Annotated in this window: 16 protein-coding genes; 14 read left to right on the top strand and 2 right to left on the bottom strand. The window is 37.4% G+C overall.

Going from position 1 to position 18,835, the window contains the following annotated elements; all coding sequences use genetic code 11:
• Positions 1-101 precede the first annotated feature (101 nt).
• The 10 genes from DWX61_RS08325 (at position 102) to DWX61_RS08280 (ending at position 8,172) form a co-directional block, all read left to right on the top strand.
• A complete protein-coding gene (locus DWX61_RS08325; RefSeq protein ID WP_118624756.1) occupies positions 102-1,745 on the top strand; it encodes a hypothetical protein in 1,644 nt (547 codons plus the stop codon).
• Between the two features lie 207 nt (positions 1,746-1,952).
• Positions 1,953-2,213 (top strand): hypothetical protein, encoded by a 261-nt coding sequence (locus tag DWX61_RS08320; protein WP_118624754.1) that lies wholly within the window; start codon positions 1,953-1,955, stop codon positions 2,211-2,213.
• On the top strand, positions 2,206-4,722 hold the full coding sequence (locus DWX61_RS08315) for a hypothetical protein (protein WP_118624752.1): 2,517 nt from the start codon (positions 2,206-2,208) through the stop codon (positions 4,720-4,722). The genes DWX61_RS08320 and DWX61_RS08315 overlap by 8 nt, the downstream gene beginning before the upstream one ends.
• Positions 4,723-4,870: 148 nt before the next feature.
• A complete protein-coding gene (locus DWX61_RS08310) occupies positions 4,871-5,323 on the top strand; it encodes a hypothetical protein (RefSeq protein ID WP_118624750.1) in 453 nt (150 codons plus the stop codon).
• A gap of 11 nt (positions 5,324-5,334) precedes the next feature.
• Positions 5,335-5,502 carry a hypothetical protein gene (locus tag DWX61_RS18935; RefSeq protein WP_182433971.1) on the top strand — a complete coding sequence of 56 codons (168 nt, stop codon included), beginning with the start codon at positions 5,335-5,337 and terminating at the stop codon, positions 5,500-5,502.
• Positions 5,503-5,586: 84 nt separating this feature from the next.
• A complete protein-coding gene (locus DWX61_RS08305; RefSeq protein ID WP_147419614.1) occupies positions 5,587-6,126 on the top strand; it encodes a hypothetical protein in 540 nt (179 codons plus the stop codon).
• Between the two features lie 132 nt (positions 6,127-6,258).
• Positions 6,259-6,480: a hypothetical protein gene (locus DWX61_RS08300; protein WP_118624746.1), complete on the top strand. Its 222-nt coding sequence runs from the start codon at positions 6,259-6,261 to the stop codon at positions 6,478-6,480.
• A 20-nt stretch (positions 6,481-6,500) separates the two neighbouring features.
• Positions 6,501-7,220 carry a hypothetical protein gene (locus DWX61_RS08295; RefSeq protein ID WP_118624744.1) on the top strand — a complete coding sequence of 240 codons (720 nt, stop codon included), beginning with the start codon at positions 6,501-6,503 and terminating at the stop codon, positions 7,218-7,220.
• Between the two features lie 56 nt (positions 7,221-7,276).
• Positions 7,277-7,678, top strand: coding sequence for a hypothetical protein (locus DWX61_RS08290; protein ID WP_118624742.1), 402 nt, complete (start codon positions 7,277-7,279; stop codon positions 7,676-7,678).
• Between the two features lie 209 nt (positions 7,679-7,887).
• Positions 7,888-8,172, top strand: a complete 285-nt coding sequence (locus DWX61_RS08280; protein WP_118624738.1) for a hypothetical protein — start codon at positions 7,888-7,890, stop codon at positions 8,170-8,172.
• Positions 8,173-8,406: 234 nt separating this feature from the next.
• On the opposite strand, the gene DWX61_RS08270 is transcribed toward DWX61_RS08280, so the two are convergent.
• Positions 8,407-9,495 (bottom strand): WG repeat-containing protein, encoded by a 1,089-nt coding sequence (locus DWX61_RS08270; protein ID WP_118624734.1) that lies wholly within the window; start codon positions 9,493-9,495, stop codon positions 8,407-8,409.
• Positions 9,492-9,653 (bottom strand): hypothetical protein, encoded by a 162-nt coding sequence (locus tag DWX61_RS18930; RefSeq protein WP_182433970.1) that lies wholly within the window; start codon positions 9,651-9,653, stop codon positions 9,492-9,494. The genes DWX61_RS08270 and DWX61_RS18930 overlap by 4 nt, the downstream gene beginning before the upstream one ends.
• A gap of 320 nt (positions 9,654-9,973) precedes the next feature.
• On the opposite strand from DWX61_RS18930, the gene DWX61_RS08265 reads away from it, so the two are divergent.
• From DWX61_RS08265 to DWX61_RS08250, 4 genes are read left to right on the top strand one after another with little or no spacing between them, the layout of a single operon-like run.
• Positions 9,974-11,950, top strand: a complete 1,977-nt coding sequence (locus DWX61_RS08265) for a hypothetical protein (protein ID WP_118624732.1) — start codon at positions 9,974-9,976, stop codon at positions 11,948-11,950.
• A gap of 42 nt (positions 11,951-11,992) precedes the next feature.
• Positions 11,993-12,682: a hypothetical protein gene (locus tag DWX61_RS08260; RefSeq protein ID WP_118624730.1), complete on the top strand. Its 690-nt coding sequence runs from the start codon at positions 11,993-11,995 to the stop codon at positions 12,680-12,682.
• Positions 12,669-13,475 carry a PP2C family protein-serine/threonine phosphatase gene (locus tag DWX61_RS08255; RefSeq protein WP_118624728.1) on the top strand — a complete coding sequence of 269 codons (807 nt, stop codon included), beginning with the start codon at positions 12,669-12,671 and terminating at the stop codon, positions 13,473-13,475. The genes DWX61_RS08260 and DWX61_RS08255 overlap by 14 nt, the downstream gene beginning before the upstream one ends.
• Before the next feature lie 21 nt (positions 13,476-13,496).
• Positions 13,497-18,827: a protein kinase domain-containing protein gene (locus DWX61_RS08250; protein ID WP_182433969.1), complete on the top strand. Its 5,331-nt coding sequence runs from the start codon at positions 13,497-13,499 to the stop codon at positions 18,825-18,827.
• The last annotated feature ends 8 nt before the right edge of the window (positions 18,828-18,835 follow it).

Below are 18,835 nucleotides of genomic sequence, written 5' to 3'. Positions count from 1 at the left end.
TTATTGGCTTTGCCAAGACAGCTGCCGGTATGAACTGCGAGTATGGAGATTACTAGGATATCAAACAATATTTCCGGTATCCTGGGGAACTTCTGGAAAGAATGGAAGAGCAGGGAGTTACATCTATCAGTGATTACATCTCTGTTATGAAAGGTCTTTCCAGAATAGGAAAATATCATACAGACGGGACTTTTATTGGATCCCAGCTGGAAGATTTCCTGAAACGGGCAAAGGAAAAAGCAGTAAAAGAACAGAACCTGATCCTGTTATACCAGGTCTTGGTCTTTAGTTATCTGGATTCGGAGCCTGCAACACTGACAGGAGAGGATATCTCTCTTTTACTTACATCTGCCAAGGAAAGCAACCTGGAAGATCTCTTTGAATTTCTATCACTGTTTTTTGAAGAAGAACGATCCCGTTATTGGAAAGAAAATAAGGCAGCTGAGACAAGATTGATCAAAAAAATACTGACTGTCAAAAGAGAAGAAATTATAGGCATATCCAAAATACCAGTGTTGGAGCATGACACCTTTTATATGTCTGTCATTTCCTTCTTTCGCAATCTGAAGATATCTATTCTTAGAGATTGCATGGAAACAAATTTCGAAGAGACTTTCGGTAAAGATCTTGGACAAATGATTCTCGTTTTTTCAGCATTGTACGAAGAACCCGTGAAAACTAAAAATGAAAAGTTCCTGAAAAATTTGGGATATACCGAAATGGATATTTTAAATTTGAATTCTGGTATTTGGTTTCTGAATAATGAACGGACTTATCTTCAGCAAATGTCTGCCATCAAATGGTGGAGACTTTTAAAGAGATGGTTCCAGGAACTGTTCCATCAGGAAACAGAAATTTCTTTTACAGATTGTTTAAGGACCTTTGTAAGAGAATATTTTGACGGTCAAAAAATGCCCCAGAAAATCGATGGTGAAAATATCATTAGGGAATTCCTGCTGAAAGGCTTCCAGCCTGGGGTACCGAATGTTTGGAACTCATACCTTTTATTTGACCTGCTGACCATGAAAATAAGTGATAATTATCGGTATGATGTTTACAATGCCCAAAATCAGGTACCACGCTGGGATGAACTAAATGGTACCCATAAGCTTTCTGCCAGCAGGAAAGAAGAAGAGGAATGGCTTCGCGGCCTGGTGCAGTACCTGTATCCGGAAGGGATCAAAAAAGAATCCGATTATGGTTCTGCACTTCCTGTGCTCCCAAAACGTCTGGTTCAGATTTATGCCCATGTTCTTCAGGAATATATTGCGGACCAGAAGAAACTGGAAGAGAAAGAACCTGTTTTGGATGATATTTTCGATCAGGATATCAAAGAATTCCTGTATCAGCAGGCGTCCTATTTCACTGCAGAGCAACTGCATCCTTTATTTGAATCCGGATATCTGGATTTTTCTGAATTTGTGAAAATCAATTCCATGGAGTCAAGAAAATATCTTAGAGAAATGGACAGTCCATACCTTCTGGCATTCCTGAAAGATTTTTGTGAAAGCAGGAACTGGATATTTACGGGAAAAGAAGCCGATTATCTGGAAAAGGCAATGAAAGACAGCTGGGTGATAAGCATTGCTTATCATAAAACAGATAAACCTGTTCTTTTCCGTAAATTCTCAGAGGAAGAATGCGAAACCATGCTGGGATTGATATGTGAATTGATCACAAGGATTCCGGACATCTGCCCCCTTTCTGATTTAATGGCCGGTTTCATTTCAAACGGACAAAGCTGAAAAATCATTGGGGAAGAGATTTGTGCAAAATGGTACAAGGCTCTTGAAGCCAGAAATTATAATGCTCTGAATGTTCTTCGCCAGGATTATCTCTCCGAAAAAGAATATGAAGCGTATGTTCAGAAGAAAAAAGAACTGGAAGAGGAAAATAGAAAAAACAAGGAACGTGAAAATCTGAATGCTATTAGAGAAAAGCTGGATGCTGAATTGAATGGACTTTCAGACGCAGAAAGACTGGATATTCTCTCTAAGAAAATGCCGTCTTATGTAAGCGGTTATTCTAAAGATTTAACCGTCATTGCAATTCTGGACGCATACCGGAATCTGAGTGCAATGATTCCTGTAACCAAAAAGGTATTCCGTAAATGCACAAATTTCTTTTTGGAATGTTACGACAGTGACTATATCACCAGAAAAGAATTCATGGATTTTGTAAGTAAATTAATGGAGGAAACTAAAAATGAATAAATATTTAGAAAACACAGTTTGGAACCTGGAATTTCTGGATTACACCAGAAAGGTGAACCTGCCAAAATCCGCCCTGACACAGATCAGGGACAAGGCAGCAGCATTGGAGCATATGAAACTGCTCCAGGCAAAACTGCCAGATGCTGGATATCATGTATCTGGTGAAAGGCAGGCAGTTTCCGTATCTTTGCTGGCTGACAGAAAAACAGTAGAAGTACTGAACCTGCTCACAGCCGATCAAAAGATAGATTCTGACTATGTCGAACCACTCGGTAAATTTCTGAAAACTGGTTGGGAATTTGAACCGGATGTCCTGGCAGACTGTATCAAACGTTATGTTCAGTTGGAAGGATATCAGAGCTGTTCCTGCAATATACGGGATGTCCAGCTTTTATATCTGCTGCTGAAGACAGGCCATGAAAAATTAGTGGACATTCTCTATGCAGGACGTTGTTCCAGGGAAGCAAGGAAATTTATACTTGGCGAATGCTGTCATGCAGACAGTTTTAAAGAACTGGAAAACAGTATTGAGAAATACTATGTTTTGGAAAGCCTTCCAAAGGATTTCGATGTTTCCAATGAAGCTTCCCATATCTGTGAATTTCCGGATATCCTCCGCCAGCCAGGAGCTTTGAGCATTTATGCTTTTGGAAAAGGCTACTGCAGCAGTGTTAAGCTGCAGAACGGACGTGATTACCGTGAGTCTGCAGAAATTGTCGGAGAAACCGTAAATAAACTGCGTGAAAGATATTCAAAAGAAAATCCGGATTCAGACCCGGACATGGTTTTATCTGGATATTTTCAAAAAGCTTCTTACGTCAGGTTTGACCTGAAACTGTTAAAAGGCTTTCTTCAGAACATATCTGGTTTTAGCACGGACGAAATTTCCAATGCAGTTGCAACCAATGCCTGCTTCCTAGCTGTGTGTACTGGTAACAGGTATACGGACCTCATCAACCGTATCTATGGATCGGAAGAAGGTTCTGATGACCTTGCCGCTATCGCATTGATGGCGATTAAGGAACATAAGAAATCGTTCCTGAGGCTGATGGAAGAACAGCTTGGCCTGTTCCTGAAACTGCCTCTTAACTCCATCTTTTATTACTACAGGGACAAGTTCTGGAGCCTCTGCAATGTCAATACTTTACAGAAAACAGATATTGAAACTCTCCTGAAAAGGGACAAAGACGAAAAATATCTGTATGTAAGGAACAATGCTGACCTGGAATATCTGAATGGGACTTTTACCTTTGGAGAACTGGCAGCACTTACCCTGCAGCCTGCATGGATCCGGAAAATTTACAGCAGTTTGGATTCCACTATGAAAGTGGACGAAAAACTCAGACGCATCCGGCAGCTGTTCCACGGTGGCATATCAGGAAATGGTCTTTCTGATGAAGCCTGTGAGGTAGTAAGCTGTGCTTTATCTGATGAATCCTTTGAACAATACTGCAAACGCCGTCAAATTGAACATGTAGCGAAAAATGATATGTTTCATCTTATGCTGAAAGAAAAGGAAATTACTGAAATAGTCAGACTGGCTGATTCAGCAAAAACGGGAATGGATGTAACTATTATTCTGCGCAATCTTATGAAGCCGGAACTGTTTGCTCTTGGACTGGAAAAGTTTAAACAGGCTTTTACAGACCTTGACGAAGACAGCAAGTGGCTGAAAGAAAAGCTGGAGATCCCGGAAGAATATGCAGAATCATTTATGAATTTCTGTTTGAAGGGAAATGCATCAATTGGCCATGACTATTATGAAGATCAGGGATACAACCATACACAGCAGTCTGAAAATATTCTGCTGCTTGCAAAGGCTGAAATTTACGGAAAGCTTGACGAGGTAAAATACCAGAATTTCCAGTCAGAAATCGGATTCCCTGTAACAGATACTTTAGAATCTATCTGGAGAGAAAATCTTTCTATTGCAAACGGAAAAATTAAGATCTCCGAATATACAGACTTTCAGAGCAGCATGGAAATCGGTGTAAAACCTGCAAGAACCTGTATGCATTATGCAAACGGTATGTATAATGAATGTTTGCTGGCAACTTTTGATGCCAATAAGAAAGTTGTGTATGTGACGGAAAACGGGGAAATTATTGGACGTGCTTTAATGCGTCTTACAAAGTGTTCGGATTCCAAAAATCCAAAGGAAGCATCTTCTCTGCACTTTACAGACGTTGAAAAAGGCGATATCGTTTCCGATGAAAAGCTGATTCTTTTCCTGGAAAGATGTTATAAAAATGGATTTTCCGGTAAAAAGGGAGACCGCATTTTTGAAGCATTGTATGAACTGGCAAAAGAAAAGGCAGAAAAGCTGGGCATTGAACTGGTTTTGGCTCTGGATTATGGGTGTATTGCATTAAAAAATGGTTATATGCGAAAGTCATCTTATATTTATGTTTCCAGAAGCAAAAATGGAAACCAGTATCTGGATTCACTGGGAGGTAACTGTGAAAAGGGTGGATACTATGTATCTGGAAATTTCTTTTTCGCTTCATGATGTACATAAGAAAAAGCTGGGGAAACCCGGCTTTTTTCTTTGCAATCAGATGGGGAATACATATTAAAGCTGAATCTAAATGTATCGAAGAAAGGAGCCAAAAACAAATATGGATTAGATTCTAAAAATATCGATGGAGGAAATTATTATGAAACTTCAAAAATTCTATGGTCAGACATGTAACCATGCTTTTTTACCAGTATATTCAGGAAAAGGGCATAATTCCTGTAAAGTTTTTGTATCCAAATTTCAGGAAAAAGAAAACAGAGAAATGGAGAGTTTTACCTTTCACGAAGAATTTCCATCCCTGGATGACTGTATCCAGTGGGCACTGTTTCAGCTTATGCCGCTAAGCAAAAATAAAGCAGTCCATGTAGTTGTTTTTGATATGGACGGAAATGCAGCTGTAAGCTATATCTCATTCGATGCCTTAATCCGGGATATCTGGAAGAGTCTGGGAAATATCCCACTTACTGTGGATGACAAGCAGACCGTCAACTGGTTTATCTTCCCAAAAGGGACAGAAAAGGAAACTGTCTGGAACTGGTTTGACAAATATTATACCGGCGGAGTTATGAAACTTATCGGTGGAAATTGTTAAGGAGAAGAGCAATGGTTAATTACAGAACGCAGATCAAGAAAGCTGCGAGTTCCTTTGAACTCAGTTGCATCTGGGAGGATGTCAGAAATGCATATTGGAACAAAAAGACTATCTCCAGAAAAATGTATGACAAAAGAGCAGCTGAAATTGTAGCAAAGAGAAAGCAACTTAATGATTGATTTTGGAGGAATTTATTATGATAAAAAAAGAAGAAAGAGCTGAATTTATAGGACAGGTCATCGATATTTTCGAGGATTTCCTGGATGAAAAGTGTATTACGATTCCCAATGCTCAATGCTGAAAGGGATGCAGATCTAGATTATAATCCGGAAAATCCTATTAATTTTTATGGCAATGATTACGATGCTGTGAAAGAAAAACTGGAACAATTGTTCCGAAACTGGAAGGTTTTAGAAGATGAACGGCCATTAATTGATTATCAATTTAAAGTATCCATTAACGGAGCAAGATGCGAAGGATCTGTTTCCGTGAAGGCAGTGGATTCGGATGATGCATACCAGAAAGCACAGGAGAAAGTCTCTGACAGACTCTGCAGGGCTTTTCCAGAACTGGATATCGAATACGATGTTGAGCCCGTAGAAAGCGAAGGTTATCCAATCTACCGTATCTCATCTAAGCGGAACCGTTTTGATGCCATGTCAACGGCTACGGAAACGGCGAATATCCAAAGGGCGAGAGAACTTTTCCAGATGTTAGTTTCCGATAATGCAGAAGCATGGCTGGAAATACGGACGTCTAAAACCGCAGAGTGGTCTACGATTCAGCGGTATTTCAAAAAATAAATCCATATTTCAGAGAGTCTTTTTGGCTCTCTTTTTTCTTTGCCATTTTTCAGAATTACATATTAGGAATGAATCTAAATATACCGAGTAGAAAGGAGAGAAAATTAAATATGGATTAGATAGGAATTTTTTATGAACAACTTTTATTTTACTTTTGGCTCAGATCCAATTTTTCCGTATTACCGGGGATATCTGATTGTTAAGGCTACAAATGAAGAAGAGGCCTTTGAAAAATTCAGAAATAAATATCCAGATACACATCCAGGATGTCTGTGCTGTGCATTCTGGTATACGCAGAAAAAATGGGATAAGATTGAGGTAGATATGGAAACTTGTCATGAAATAATTGAATGATTTATTACGGAGGAATTTTTATGTTTATATTAATGGAATGCTGTGACCGCGACATGGCCCTGATTGATTCTTATATTGAAGAAAAGGATGCTTTTCGCCAAATGGAAGCCAATCTTGCAGAAGCAATGAGTTTAGAAAAGATCCCTGATGACTGGAATCAGATAGAGTTTGACCGTGAAGAAGACTTCGATATCGAGAAGGACGCTGCATGGTATAACCGATCTGATTGCAAATATGACTGGAAGATTTTCGAAATCAAACCAAAACTGACTTCACAGGAGCTTTCTGAGGCAAATACTGAGTTTGTTACAAACTGGATGCGTGAAACACTGGAAAATGATTTCGATGTTCCTGAAGATAAGTCGCAAGAATATGCTGAATGGGCATATGAAAAATACTGCGAAGGAAATGGTGAAACACAGTACCAGTGTGTGGAAGCAGCATATGAAGAGTATCAGAAAGATTATGGCTCTGAAGAAGAGGATGAGAAAGATTTTCTTCCTGCTGCCACCTGTGGATGCTGTATGCAGTGCTACGAAGGTGGCTGGTGCGACCGCTTCCAGAATAATGTGGTTCCTGATGAGGAAGGCTGTGACCATGTCCATGGTGATTATATCAAGAAAGTATATGCTCTTAATACATATATGAGTACATACGACCTGGAAGGACTCAGTCTTGAAAAAGTATCAAAAAAACTCGGATATGATCCGGAAGATATCCGGATTATGGATGCCATTTAACGTAATTTTCTCCTGGCTATCAACAATAGTCAGGAGAAATCAAAGGAGGAACTTATATGTCTTGGGTAAGAGATAGTCTTGTCATTAATGATATGTCAAAGAAAAGTATTGCAGCCGCATACGCACATATTGACCGGCGTGTGAAAAACAATTCAGATCTGGTTGAATTTCCAAATGCCGGGGCCAGGTTTAAAATTCATGAAGTTTCTGTTCCAGAACCTCTGGCTGACAGGGAAGCAGCTGAAGAGTTTCTGGATGAACGTGATGACTGGCACCGGAACTGGAATGTAGTTGTTCCATTTTATGATAAGGAAAATTGCAAGCCAACGAAAAATATGCAGATCTTGTTAAAAGACTCCAGGCAGAACAGGAGAAGCTTGCTGAATATACCAAAGCACATAGCTTTTCATCATTTAAGGTGGCATTGGTTACCTGTACAGGCTGTGGGTCAAAACTGAATAAAGATTACATCAAAGGCTTTTGCTGCCCTTTATGCCGGCATGATATGCGTTCTGATACCGTCAAGAATACTTGTGAACGGTATCAGCAGAAAATCAAAAACATTCAGAAAGAAATCCGAGTAGAAGAGAAAAAAGCTTCTGGAAAAGCAGTAGTGCGGTATCTGGTAATGTTCGAGGAGTACTGTGGATAAGAAAGGAAATTTATAATGAAAAAAAATAGTGATAATGAGATTTTGAAGGAACTTGTAGGAAAGAAGTTCCAAGTTAAAAATTTTGAAACAGAAATTGGAAAAATTATGAAAAAGAGAAGTTCTGCAAAGCTGTGGTGGCCTAATATGCCAGATACAGTCAGAGACGAAAGTGGTATTTCCCATAAGGTGAATTACCGTTGCATTCCGGAATCTTCTTCCTGTCGGAAGATGTTCTGTTTTGTTTTAGAACATATGGATGGGATAGTGCTGATCAAAGAAAGATATCTGCAAAAAATCTAATCTATGTATTTATGAAAAAAGGGCATCCGAAGATGTTCTTTTTTCTGTTTCAGGAAAAGCAATATGTCGCATACCGTTTCGTATCTCATCCGGAAAAAGAATGGGTTCGTCCTGTTGAAGATTTTTTGAGCAAAGTGAACCGCGAGAAATATCCTGATGTACAGCAGAAATACCGTTTCGTATGTATATAATAAGCACTATTTTACGGGCAGCTTCTGAAAAATACAGAACCTGTTACCTTCTCCCAGCCAAACCGCTGGCTTGATGGGGCAGTGGTATATAACACGTATGCAAATCTGAATATACAGTAATATAACAGGCAGTCTTTTCTAAGGCTGCCTGTCTGCTTATTTTCAATTTCTTTCTCGGATCCCAGTTTTTGATTTCGTAAGGTCCGCCTAAAACTTTGCATTTAAAGATCATTTTGTGTCCATACTCATTATCCTCAAAAGGAATTGCTTCCCATGTAATCTTTTCGTATACCGGATCGACAATTATATCCCCTTGCGCAGAAACCACCCCATATCCGTTCTCTTTTTCTATTATTGCAAAACTATTGTAATGTAATTCCGAAATTTCCAAAACCTCTGGTATTTCCATTACAACAGATATTGTCTCCAATTGTCCATCTGTATTAATGCGGAACAGTACCCCTTTTCCGTCGCGCAGGGCGGTTCCTTCCGCTGTTACCTCGGGCAATGAATTGATCATGGTACATTGGTCAAGGAGAATTTCGCCTTTTTTGTTAATAATTGCCCAACCGTCTGTTGTTTCCACTCTGGCATATTGTCCCTGATTTTCCCATGGATATGCCTGCCTGTAATCCCGGGTTATTCTTTTCCCTTTTTCATCAATGAAAAAATAATTTTTTCCATCTTTGCTAACACAAGCAGAATTTTTATTCATAGGAGTTGCTTCCTGAAAACTTGGCTTGATTAATTCCTCACCGTTATATTTAGAAATATAACCATATAATCCGTTAGAACCTATTATCCGAAGCATGTCGCTATCAAAATTTTCTTCAATTATTGGGTAATAGTCAGATATACGCTCACCATTTTGCTGCAGATAGGCTCCCATATTGCCATATTGAATCAATCTATTTTCATCTGAGATGGTATTTTTACTTCCGGAATAGTCTTCTGAAGCGTTCATGTTACGCTCTGCATAAGCCTTATTGGATGAATACGCAAGAAGCATACATATTCCGAAAACGACGAGAGAGAGAACAATCTGAGTTTTAAGAGGAAGAGAATCTTTTTCGTCAATTGCGTCTTCCAGATAAGGATATATTGAGTTCCAGACTTCTTTCATCTTCATCATTTTGTAAGCTCCTTTGATCTTATTTTTTCCTGCCTGTCATGGATACAGATTAACAGACCTGTGATTGCCAAACAGATCAGCATACTTGCAAACTGCTGCTTCATAGGCATTTCTTCCTCGTATTCTGCCAGTAGCAATTCTAAAACTTTCTTTACCATGTCTAATCCTCCTAGGTTACTTTTATTAATCTATTTAAACATTTGTCAAGAGCTTTGTAAATTCTTGGTTTCATAACATACTGACATTTGCAAAAAGAGGCTTTTCTGGTATAATTTCTTATAGTCAATATGTGAAGTTTAAAGAGGGACAGCCTTATGAATACGAAAGGATTCTACAGCATTCGTGACAACTTTCTAATTGTTGCTTCTTTATGGAGCAGCAAACACCACACCAAACAAATATAGGGAAGTTCCTTATCGATGCAATGGCAGTAATTGTCCGATGTATAACAAGAGATTATTAGAGGAGAACATCATGTATGAATACGAAAGATAAGTGTGATTGCAAATACTGTAAAGATCTTTTTATAGAAAAAGCAATATCAGTTCAAAAACCAGATGTTACAAAAAAACTTAATGATACCATTCAGAATGGGATAATCAGCCGTAATGAATGTATGTACCCTGAAGATTATCAGAAAGAAATTTTAGACAGTTGCTGGGATACATCTCAAAGATGGGCAAAAGCTGTAGATCACTTAATTGATGATAATCTTCAAATTCCTGGAAAAACAATAAAAAAAGGAATTATCTCTGATATTTTTTCAATTACAGACCTTCACGAAAGAGAAATATTTGTAAATCACGAATTTGGAGAAGATTCAATTTCTGATGATGAAGATCGAACTATTTATGAAAGATATTTCCGAAATAAAACACTGGAAAATTTTTCTCTTTCAAGGCAGGCTCTTGGCGATATGGCTTCCAAATGTTATGGTGGTGGAAAATTTACCCGCAATGTAATTGACCAGTGGCGTGGTGGATCCGTTCCATATGACAGAGTCAAGGTTATAAAACTAGCTTTCTGGGCAAAATGTACACTTGAAGAAACAAATAAACTTTTGGAATGTGCCGGTATGCATAAGCTGTATTTGAAAGGAACTTCATCCAGTGCCACCTTACAGAACTCTTTGCAGGATATGGTCTACATATTCATGCTTGGACATAAATGTTATTCATTCGCAACAGCCCAGGAATTCATTGATAAATTAGACTATCATCTGTTAATAACCGCACAACTAGAGATAGATTCCGAAAAAAATAAAGAAACTAGCGAAGATGTATCAACCACAAGTCTGCTTTATGAACTCAATAACTTGAATTTCGAGCAGTCCAGTTTTATTGAATATTTTAAAAAGTATGTTCCGCATTTTATTTCCTCTTACAATATGTTAAATGGAAATCTTGCAATACTGTTTACTGATAAATACTGCATTTGCAAAAACAACCAACTTGATGCCTCTCAGAATTCTATTCGTGCTTTGACAAACAGTGCTCTACGATTTTCCGCAAAAACTAACGGAACACACTCGACTCCAAAGGGTGAGATTGACAAGTGGCCGTCCAGTCTAAGTAATTTGTTATATGCCGCATTCGGAATTGTAAAAAGACCAAAAAAGCAGAAAAAAAATTCTAAAAAGCAGGAAACAGTCCCCGAGCCAATTCACAAACATATGGAACGTATTTTCAGCCGCAATGACATTATTACTATGGGGCTCATATTAAATTGCAGTAAAGCAGGAATCAACAACCTTCTTAATCTGGCACAGGAACCTCCTTTGTATGCAAGAAATTTTATTGAAAACATTGTTATGACAGCATCTGATAATACTACTGGATATATATGCGAAGTGTCATCCCAAGATCTTATTGACCAATTTACAAGTGTTTACAGCAATTGTTATGGAATTACAAAGCAGGATTTCTCTGAAGCAATATCTGCTTTTCAACGTTTTTCAAATTATCCTTCTAAATATGATAAGGAATATATGGATTTCACAGATGCTATTACCGCTATGAAATCTTTGCGGAGGTATGGCTGGATCAGATCTATTTCTGTAGCTGCTGTTATATATCCAACAAAAAGTTTCGATATTCTTCAATTTAAACCTCTGGCAGGAGCAGATAACGAAAGTTTAAAAAGGATACTTACCAGTACAGACAAAGCAGTTAGAAAATCCAGACCAAATCCTGAATCAAATGCATGTCAAAATCTATTTGTAATCAAAGTGAATTTCAGGTATGTGATAAAAAATCAACGACGCAAAACTAAGAAACCCCTTGAACCTGCTGAAAAAACCATTTGTTTAAAGAAACTACAGATTGTACGCCCAATGTCATTCCGTTATTCTAAGGAGTTACTTTCTCTGTATCCGGAAAATGTAATGTTTGATTTTTTGGTAAGGAAAACATCTTTTTATTTAAAAGATAACGATTTCAGAAAATATTTAATATAATTTTAGAAAAATATCATATTTTTTAAAAGGAGAAACTAGTTTATGAGTTATCTTTGCATTTTTGATGGAGATTTTGCTTATTATAATGAGTCTGACTATTTCAAAGAGGGAAAATCGTATATCCTTGAAAAGAAAGACCTGGAATATGAAACAAACATATCTTTCCGTCCATATTCTGCACTACAAAACATGGATATGCAAATAAGCCAAGGAAGAATCACTTATCTCTATCAAAACCTATATTATACAGAGTATTTGAACGAACTTCCAACCCAATTCAATAATCATAGTATTTTTGAGGAAACTTTTCCCATTTCCATGGAAAGAAATTTACCTAATGTGTTTTCATTTATGCGAAAAGATCCTGCAGATCCTGAAAAAATCTTTCCTGTAGTATTTATGTTTTTATCTGCCCATAAAAATAACTGGGATTTTTATTTCATGCAAACCGAGACCATCAGAATCAACGGAAGTGGTATGGGGAGGGAAATAGAATTGGATGACGTTCCATATGATTTTCTTACATTCAGTTATAATGAATCGAAACAAGCATACCAGTTGGATACTTCTGAAGATGTTCGAAATAATTTTTTCTTGATTAATGATGATAACGTCCTGATCTCTCTTGAAAATGAATTATTGCTGGAAAATGCTAAAACATACCGTTTTATTTATGATGATAAATATATATTTATAGTAGGAGGATCATTTATCTTATATGCCAAATTATAAACTTTCTTTTTCTGCTGCTGGTGAAACATGCAGAGGAACTAACCATGAAAATAATGAAGACAATTTCCTCATTGGCTCCCATTATAAAAAGGAATGCGACACAGACAGGGATTCTTTTTCCTTTACAGCCACCAACCGTTGCCGGTACAGCCTGTTTGCAGTATTTGATGGGATGGGCGGCGGTCCTTATGGGGAATATGCTTCCCTGTATGCAGCAGAAGAATTCTATAACGTACATATGAAACTAAATGACAAGCTTTCTCCGGAACAAGTATCCTGCATGATTTCGGATGCTTTTCAAACAGCCAATAACAGGATTATCCGGAGTCCTCATATGATTCTTGGCACAACAGCAGCAGTCTGCGTGTTGGATCGTGAAAAAGAATCGGCACAATTTTTCTGGTCCGGTGATTCCAGGGGATATTTATACCGGGATAAAATCCTTTTCCAGATGACAGAAGATCAGTCTAAAGCGGCGTTATCAGTTAAAAATGGACTGTATTCCAAAGATGACCCACGGTACAAGTCAGATCTTAACAAATTAACAGCTTTCATTGGAATGGATGCATATGGCTATGAGTTTCATCCATTAGAAACCACATGGATTACACTAAAACAGGATGATATGATTTTTTTGATGACCGATGGGATTTCTTCCGTATGCAGTAACTATGCTATTCGGGCGGTTATACAAAAAAATACAGAACTTTTTGCAACTGTGCCATTACTTTATTCTGCCAGTTCCTCTGGCTCACAGGATGACCTTTCAGTGATACAAATTAAAATATATTAAAAAAACATGAGGAAGAATGATATGGGAGTATTTGAAAATAAAAACTACAATTATTCTTTGACAGAAATAAAAGATGAAAACGAGAGAAAAGCAGTCCGGAAATCAAAAATGGAAGCTGTGAAAGAATTCTTCAAAGTTGATACCATTACAGAACTCGGAACCGGATCTGGTGGCAGGACAATCGTTTATCAGGTAAACCATTATGCGGTAAAACTGATTTGTGGGGTTACCCAAAAATGTAACGGTGAAAACCTGAACAGCAAAATGACGGAATTAGATTGCTTAATTGCAGAAAACCTTAATATTAACAAAAATTTCTGCCGTGAAATGATAAACATGACCATATTAAGCAGCATAACTGACAATACTGCAGGTAAGCTTAATATAATCCCTTTTACTGGAACTGCCACACGTCTTTCATGGAAATGTGACAGCTTTAACAGAATTGGGGTAGATTATGCAATTCAGATGCCTTTGGCAAAATGCCTGACTGATGAAATGGATACTTATAAGTTTCAGAAACAGGATATTCCAAAAGAACAACCAGAAGATTTTACCAAAATCCTTACTGTCGGTATTGATCTCTGTGATGCTCTTATTGTGATGCAGATGCACCAAAACAAACTTATCCATCAGGATATCAAGCCACAAAATATTTTTTTGTATCATGATAATTACTGCCTGGGGGATTTCGGTATTGCAAGAGAAGAAGATAGTCCTCAGTTTTTTCAGGAAGGTACCAGGAATTACTGGGCTCCAGAGCAGGCAAATGGATCGTCAGTTGATCACCGATGCGATATTTATTCGCTGGGACTGGTTCTTTACGAATTGGCAGATACCGTTCCGGTTCATAATCATTATAAGCAGAGAATAGATGATAAAAAACTTCCGGAGCTTGAATCAGATATCCCGGAAGGCCTGAAGAAAGTTCTGTCAAACGCCTGTGAATATGAGCCGGATTTCCGTTATCAGACAGCAGAAGCAATGAAGAAAGATTTATGCAGATTGATGGAAGATCCGGATTATGTTCCTAGCTCAACCAGGGATAACTACTATTCTTCCCGAAAAGCAACGTCACAGCCAGGCAGATCACAGATGTCGTCAGGCATTAGTCTCCCATCCCGGAATATTATGAGAAGTGGGCCTGCAAATTTCCAACGACAGCGCCAAGCGAACAGATTCCTTCAACCGGAAACTGCATGGAAAGCCGGGAAATTATGGTATGAAGAAAGCCGGAGAACAGGTTGCCGTTTTGCAGGTCTTAATATTGACAAGACTATTATGCCATTATCTGCAGTTTCTTCCAATGCGATTAATTTCCCAATTAACGTGTCTACAGATCCGGAAGAGACTGTAGGCTTGAAACCGTTGTCTGGAGTTCTGAAATATCCTGAAACACTTCATAATATGTATCTGATTGGAGAGGGCGGTATAGGAAAAACCACTGCTCTAAACTCTATAATGGAAGACACTTACAGAGATAAGGCCTACCACCCAGAAGAAAATGGGAAAAATATAATCCCTTTGTTTGTTGAACTCTCCAAAGCCCCGGCAGATTACTGCAGTGCGTATCATGCTTCCCATTCAACTTTTATTCAGAGATATCTGTATATGCTGCTTGGATCTGTAGACAAACAATACCTTCTTTCTGAAAATACTGAAGAAATGTCAAGAATTATGGAGAGAGATGATACTTCCATTATGGAAAACATTGATCAGCTTCTGCGTGCGGATGAGGAACATACACAGTATCTCCTGCTTCTGGATGGGTTAAATGAGGTCTCTAAGAAACAGCTTTCTACGAAAGAAAAAGATTTCCTTGGTACTCCGTCAGAACTGATTGTGGAGGAAATAAAAGAACTACTGGAAAAACATAAGAATATTACTGTTATTATCACAAGCCGAGCGGATGAGACTTTGAGTGATCTGGATGCTTTCTTTGAACGCCTTTTTTTAACCGGTGTCAGCGAAGATATTATTAAAGAATATTTGGACGGATGTAAGATTTCCTCTGAACAGGTCAATAAAAACAGTCGGCTTATGGAAACATTAAAAATCCCGCTTTTCCTGAAGCTTTATGGAGAACTGTATAACACGGCAGATATTTCTACACCGGGAGAGATTCTTTACTCATTTTTCAGTGAACGCAGCACCAAGTATACTGCCCGCAACCGGATTGCTGAAATCAAGATGGACCGTCAAAAAGCAGGAGACGGATATGAGACCAATTCTCTTGATGAAAAAATGCAGGGATTTATTTTTGATTTCCTGCTGCCGGAACTGGGATGGTATATGGAGAAAAATGATCTGTATGCAGTTGACCTTTCCACATTCAAACAAGTGATAGATTCTGTCCTGAAGGGAGAAAAGGAAACAGATATCTGTGGTATATATGGAAGGAAATTTTTTAAAGAGTATCTGAGAGGAGAAGATCCTGCTCCAAATACGCAGACATATGCAAAACAGTTACTTAACTTAAGAGGGCCTCTTGATGATAATTACGCATCTATGATAGCCAAGTATTGTGTTTATTCTTTAGGTATCTTGTATGCCAATAATCAAAGTTACAGCTTTATTCATCAGCATATCAGGGATTTTTTTGCTGCAACGAAGATTATTACAGATATGAAAATGGCTTACTATATAAACTGCTTGGACAATGACAAAGAAAAAGGGCGTCAATGTTTAAATTGCTTGAATAAAGATTTGCTGAGTGAAGATGTTATCCGGTTTATAGGGGAAATACTGGGTGAATATAAAAATGCACCAGATTTTGTTAATGGAAAATGGAATATAAAGGCAAAAAACTCCGACAATATCTATTTTTCAGATAATGGATGTGTTTTAGTAACCAGTATATTGGATTTATTTCGAAATTATTTTCCGCATCAAGGCAGCACAGAATATGGGGTTTGGAATCTTTTGAAAATCATGTACACAGCAAGAAAGACTTTAGCTGCAACGGATTTAAAAGCTCTGGATCTAAGAAATTGTTCGCTCAATGGTATCGAATTATATGATGCTGATTTATCAGATTCTCTTATCTACCATGAAACTTTATTTCCGAGTGGACATGATGGCGTTATTACAAGAGCATTAATTTCGCCTTCTGGAAAAAATGTTTTTACTGGTGGACGTGATGGAAAGTTGAAATTATGGCATTTGAAAACAGCAAAATGTATTAAAGACGTAAAAAAATATGACTGTCCAATCAACAGTCTTTCTATGTCACAAAATTATATTGCTGTTTCAACAAGTTCATATGTAGAAATCCTTGACATTCATACGTATGAAGTAAAAAGAAAATTCAACGCTTATTATGGGTTATTTAGCCCTAATGGAAAATATCTTCTTTTGTTGTATCATATGAAAAAAGCACGGCTAGTGAGTATAAATGATGGCGAAATTTCTTTGATAAAAAAATTATCACATACTGTCAGGAACTCTTATATAGATGGCATCCCAAATTTCTCAAAGTATGTTTTTTCTCCCGATAGTAATTACTTTACACTTAACGTTTCTTTTCAATCAAAAAGGACTATAGAATTATGGTCCACAAAAAACGGTATGCATATAACTGATATTGACGAAAGTGATTATGGAAACACTGGTATTGCTTTCAGCCCCGATGGAAAATATCTATTGGCTGTAGATTGTTTATCTTATATTATTAAATTGTATGAATTTGATCAGAATACAGGGAATACGCACTTGATTCAAAATGTACAACTTATGAGTGCTCTGGATTACGAAATATCACAAATAACTTGTATTCAATTCGTATCAAATGGACAATATGTGTTAATCGGAAGTAACTATGGAAACCTGTTTCTATGTAACTTTAAAACATTATTAAATTCTCCTCAAGATATTAGTAATAATTGCTGGCACCTGACGGGACATGACGATTCTATAAACAGTATTTCTGAATATGTCCATAATAGTACGAGTTATGTATTAACAGGCTCCAGTGACTGTAAAGTAAAAATATGGAATCTACGAACCAAAAAGTGTATTTCTTTACTACATAAAGGAGATATAAGCTCGACTTTATCTGCTTGTTACATTCTAAATGGAAAATATATTGTTATTTCAGGCAACAGCAGGGAACTGCAAATCTTTGATCCAGCCACGGGTAAATATGTTGATAGAATTGGTACCTTAGAACATTACACATGGAAAGAGACATGGAAAGTATCGTATCATGAAAAAACTAAGCAGCTTGCAGTTGTATTGGATAATGGATCTGTTGCACTGTACCGTTATCTGAATGGCATTTTTGCTCATCAGGAAACAGTAAAAATGATGGATACTTATATCAGCGAATTTAAGTTCAGCCCTGATGGTAATAAACTCTTAACGCTTTCTTATCTGGGTGAGTTTTTATGTATCTATGATATCCCATCTAAAAAATTGATTGTTTTGAATAAAATAAGCAGGATATGTACAGATACTATAAAACAAACTCAGGAGATGCCACAAAACACAACGCATTTATCCATAGATTATTCATTCAGGGGAATGGGCGCATCATTTACCCCTGGTGGAGATACCGTTCTTGTAAGTCTGCGAAATGCTGATTCAATAGGATACTTAGATTCCTACACTGGATCATTTAAAAAAATTGACCATGCATATTATGAACCTTATAGAAAAAACATTCTCCACAGGCTTTACAAAGAGTCAGAAAACATTGCAGGAGAACGACCTATGAAACGTGTTGTAGCTATTGAGTACAGCTCGGATGGCAAATATTTATATATTGCTCGAAATGGAGGACGAGTTGAATTATGGAGTACTTTTACCAAAAAGTGTCTTGCTATTTTAAAGGCATTTAATGCGGAGGCCTATAATTTAGCGATATCATCCGATGGTGACTACATTGCTTTTTCAACATGTGGTCCAAATATAAAAATTTTCAGAATGTCTGACATACAGAAAACGGATTCTTTCGACTTATGTTTTTCCGATAATATTAAAGATTGGAAATGCAAATATAACATAAGAGGTGCATGGAGGTTTGAAGATAAGGAATTTGCCAACAAATTTTACCGTTTAATCTACAACACGAAAGAAGGCCATACGCAGCCAATAACAGGAATGGAATTCAGTCCCGATAAACACCAATTATTAACCACTTCCCATGATAAAACTGTAAAAATATGGGATTTAACCTGCGACACAGAAGGAGCAGAAGGACAGTATAACATGTTGCCGCAATGCTTACATTCTATAGAATTCGTACCAGGCCTTAAAGTAAAAAACACTGTAATCGATAATTTACATGCAGAATCAACCTTAACCGAACATGATTTGAATATGTTGAAAGTATATGGGGCTGTTTTTCATTAACAATTATG

Origin of the sequence: Ruminococcus sp. AF20-12LB, from assembly GCF_003478985.1 — a bacterium.
GTDB lineage: Bacteria > Bacillota > Clostridia > Lachnospirales > Lachnospiraceae > Blautia_A.
Note: the sequence above shows the minus strand (reverse complement) of the source record. Positions and strands in the feature narration are given on the sequence as shown.

What these genes read in the sequence shown, in the direction of transcription:
- DWX61_RS08265 (WP_118624732.1), top strand. Translation starts at nt 9,974, where the DNA reads ATGAATACGAAAGATAAGTGTGATTGCAAATACTGTAAAGATCTTTTT.
- DWX61_RS08255 (WP_118624728.1), top strand. Translation starts at nt 12,669, where the DNA reads ATGCCAAATTATAAACTTTCTTTTTCTGCTGCTGGTGAAACATGCAGA.
- DWX61_RS08325 (WP_118624756.1), top strand. Translation starts at nt 102, where the DNA reads ATGGAAGAGCAGGGAGTTACATCTATCAGTGATTACATCTCTGTTATG.
- DWX61_RS08280 (WP_118624738.1), top strand. Translation starts at nt 7,888, where the DNA reads ATGAAAAAAAATAGTGATAATGAGATTTTGAAGGAACTTGTAGGAAAG.
- DWX61_RS18935 (WP_182433971.1), top strand. Translation starts at nt 5,335, where the DNA reads ATGGTTAATTACAGAACGCAGATCAAGAAAGCTGCGAGTTCCTTTGAA.
- DWX61_RS08295 (WP_118624744.1), top strand. Translation starts at nt 6,501, where the DNA reads ATGTTTATATTAATGGAATGCTGTGACCGCGACATGGCCCTGATTGAT.
- DWX61_RS08305 (WP_147419614.1), top strand. Translation starts at nt 5,587, where the DNA reads ATGAAAAGTGTATTACGATTCCCAATGCTCAATGCTGAAAGGGATGCA.
- DWX61_RS08310 (WP_118624750.1), top strand. Translation starts at nt 4,871, where the DNA reads ATGAAACTTCAAAAATTCTATGGTCAGACATGTAACCATGCTTTTTTA.
- DWX61_RS08270 (WP_118624734.1), bottom strand. Translation starts at nt 9,495, where the DNA reads ATGATGAAGATGAAAGAAGTCTGGAACTCAATATATCCTTATCTGGAA.
- DWX61_RS08300 (WP_118624746.1), top strand. Translation starts at nt 6,259, where the DNA reads ATGAACAACTTTTATTTTACTTTTGGCTCAGATCCAATTTTTCCGTAT.
- DWX61_RS08290 (WP_118624742.1), top strand. Translation starts at nt 7,277, where the DNA reads ATGTCTTGGGTAAGAGATAGTCTTGTCATTAATGATATGTCAAAGAAA.
- DWX61_RS18930 (WP_182433970.1), bottom strand. Translation starts at nt 9,653, where the DNA reads ATGGTAAAGAAAGTTTTAGAATTGCTACTGGCAGAATACGAGGAAGAA.
- DWX61_RS08260 (WP_118624730.1), top strand. Translation starts at nt 11,993, where the DNA reads ATGAGTTATCTTTGCATTTTTGATGGAGATTTTGCTTATTATAATGAG.
- DWX61_RS08315 (WP_118624752.1), top strand. Translation starts at nt 2,206, where the DNA reads ATGAATAAATATTTAGAAAACACAGTTTGGAACCTGGAATTTCTGGAT.
- DWX61_RS08250 (WP_182433969.1), top strand. Translation starts at nt 13,497, where the DNA reads ATGGGAGTATTTGAAAATAAAAACTACAATTATTCTTTGACAGAAATA.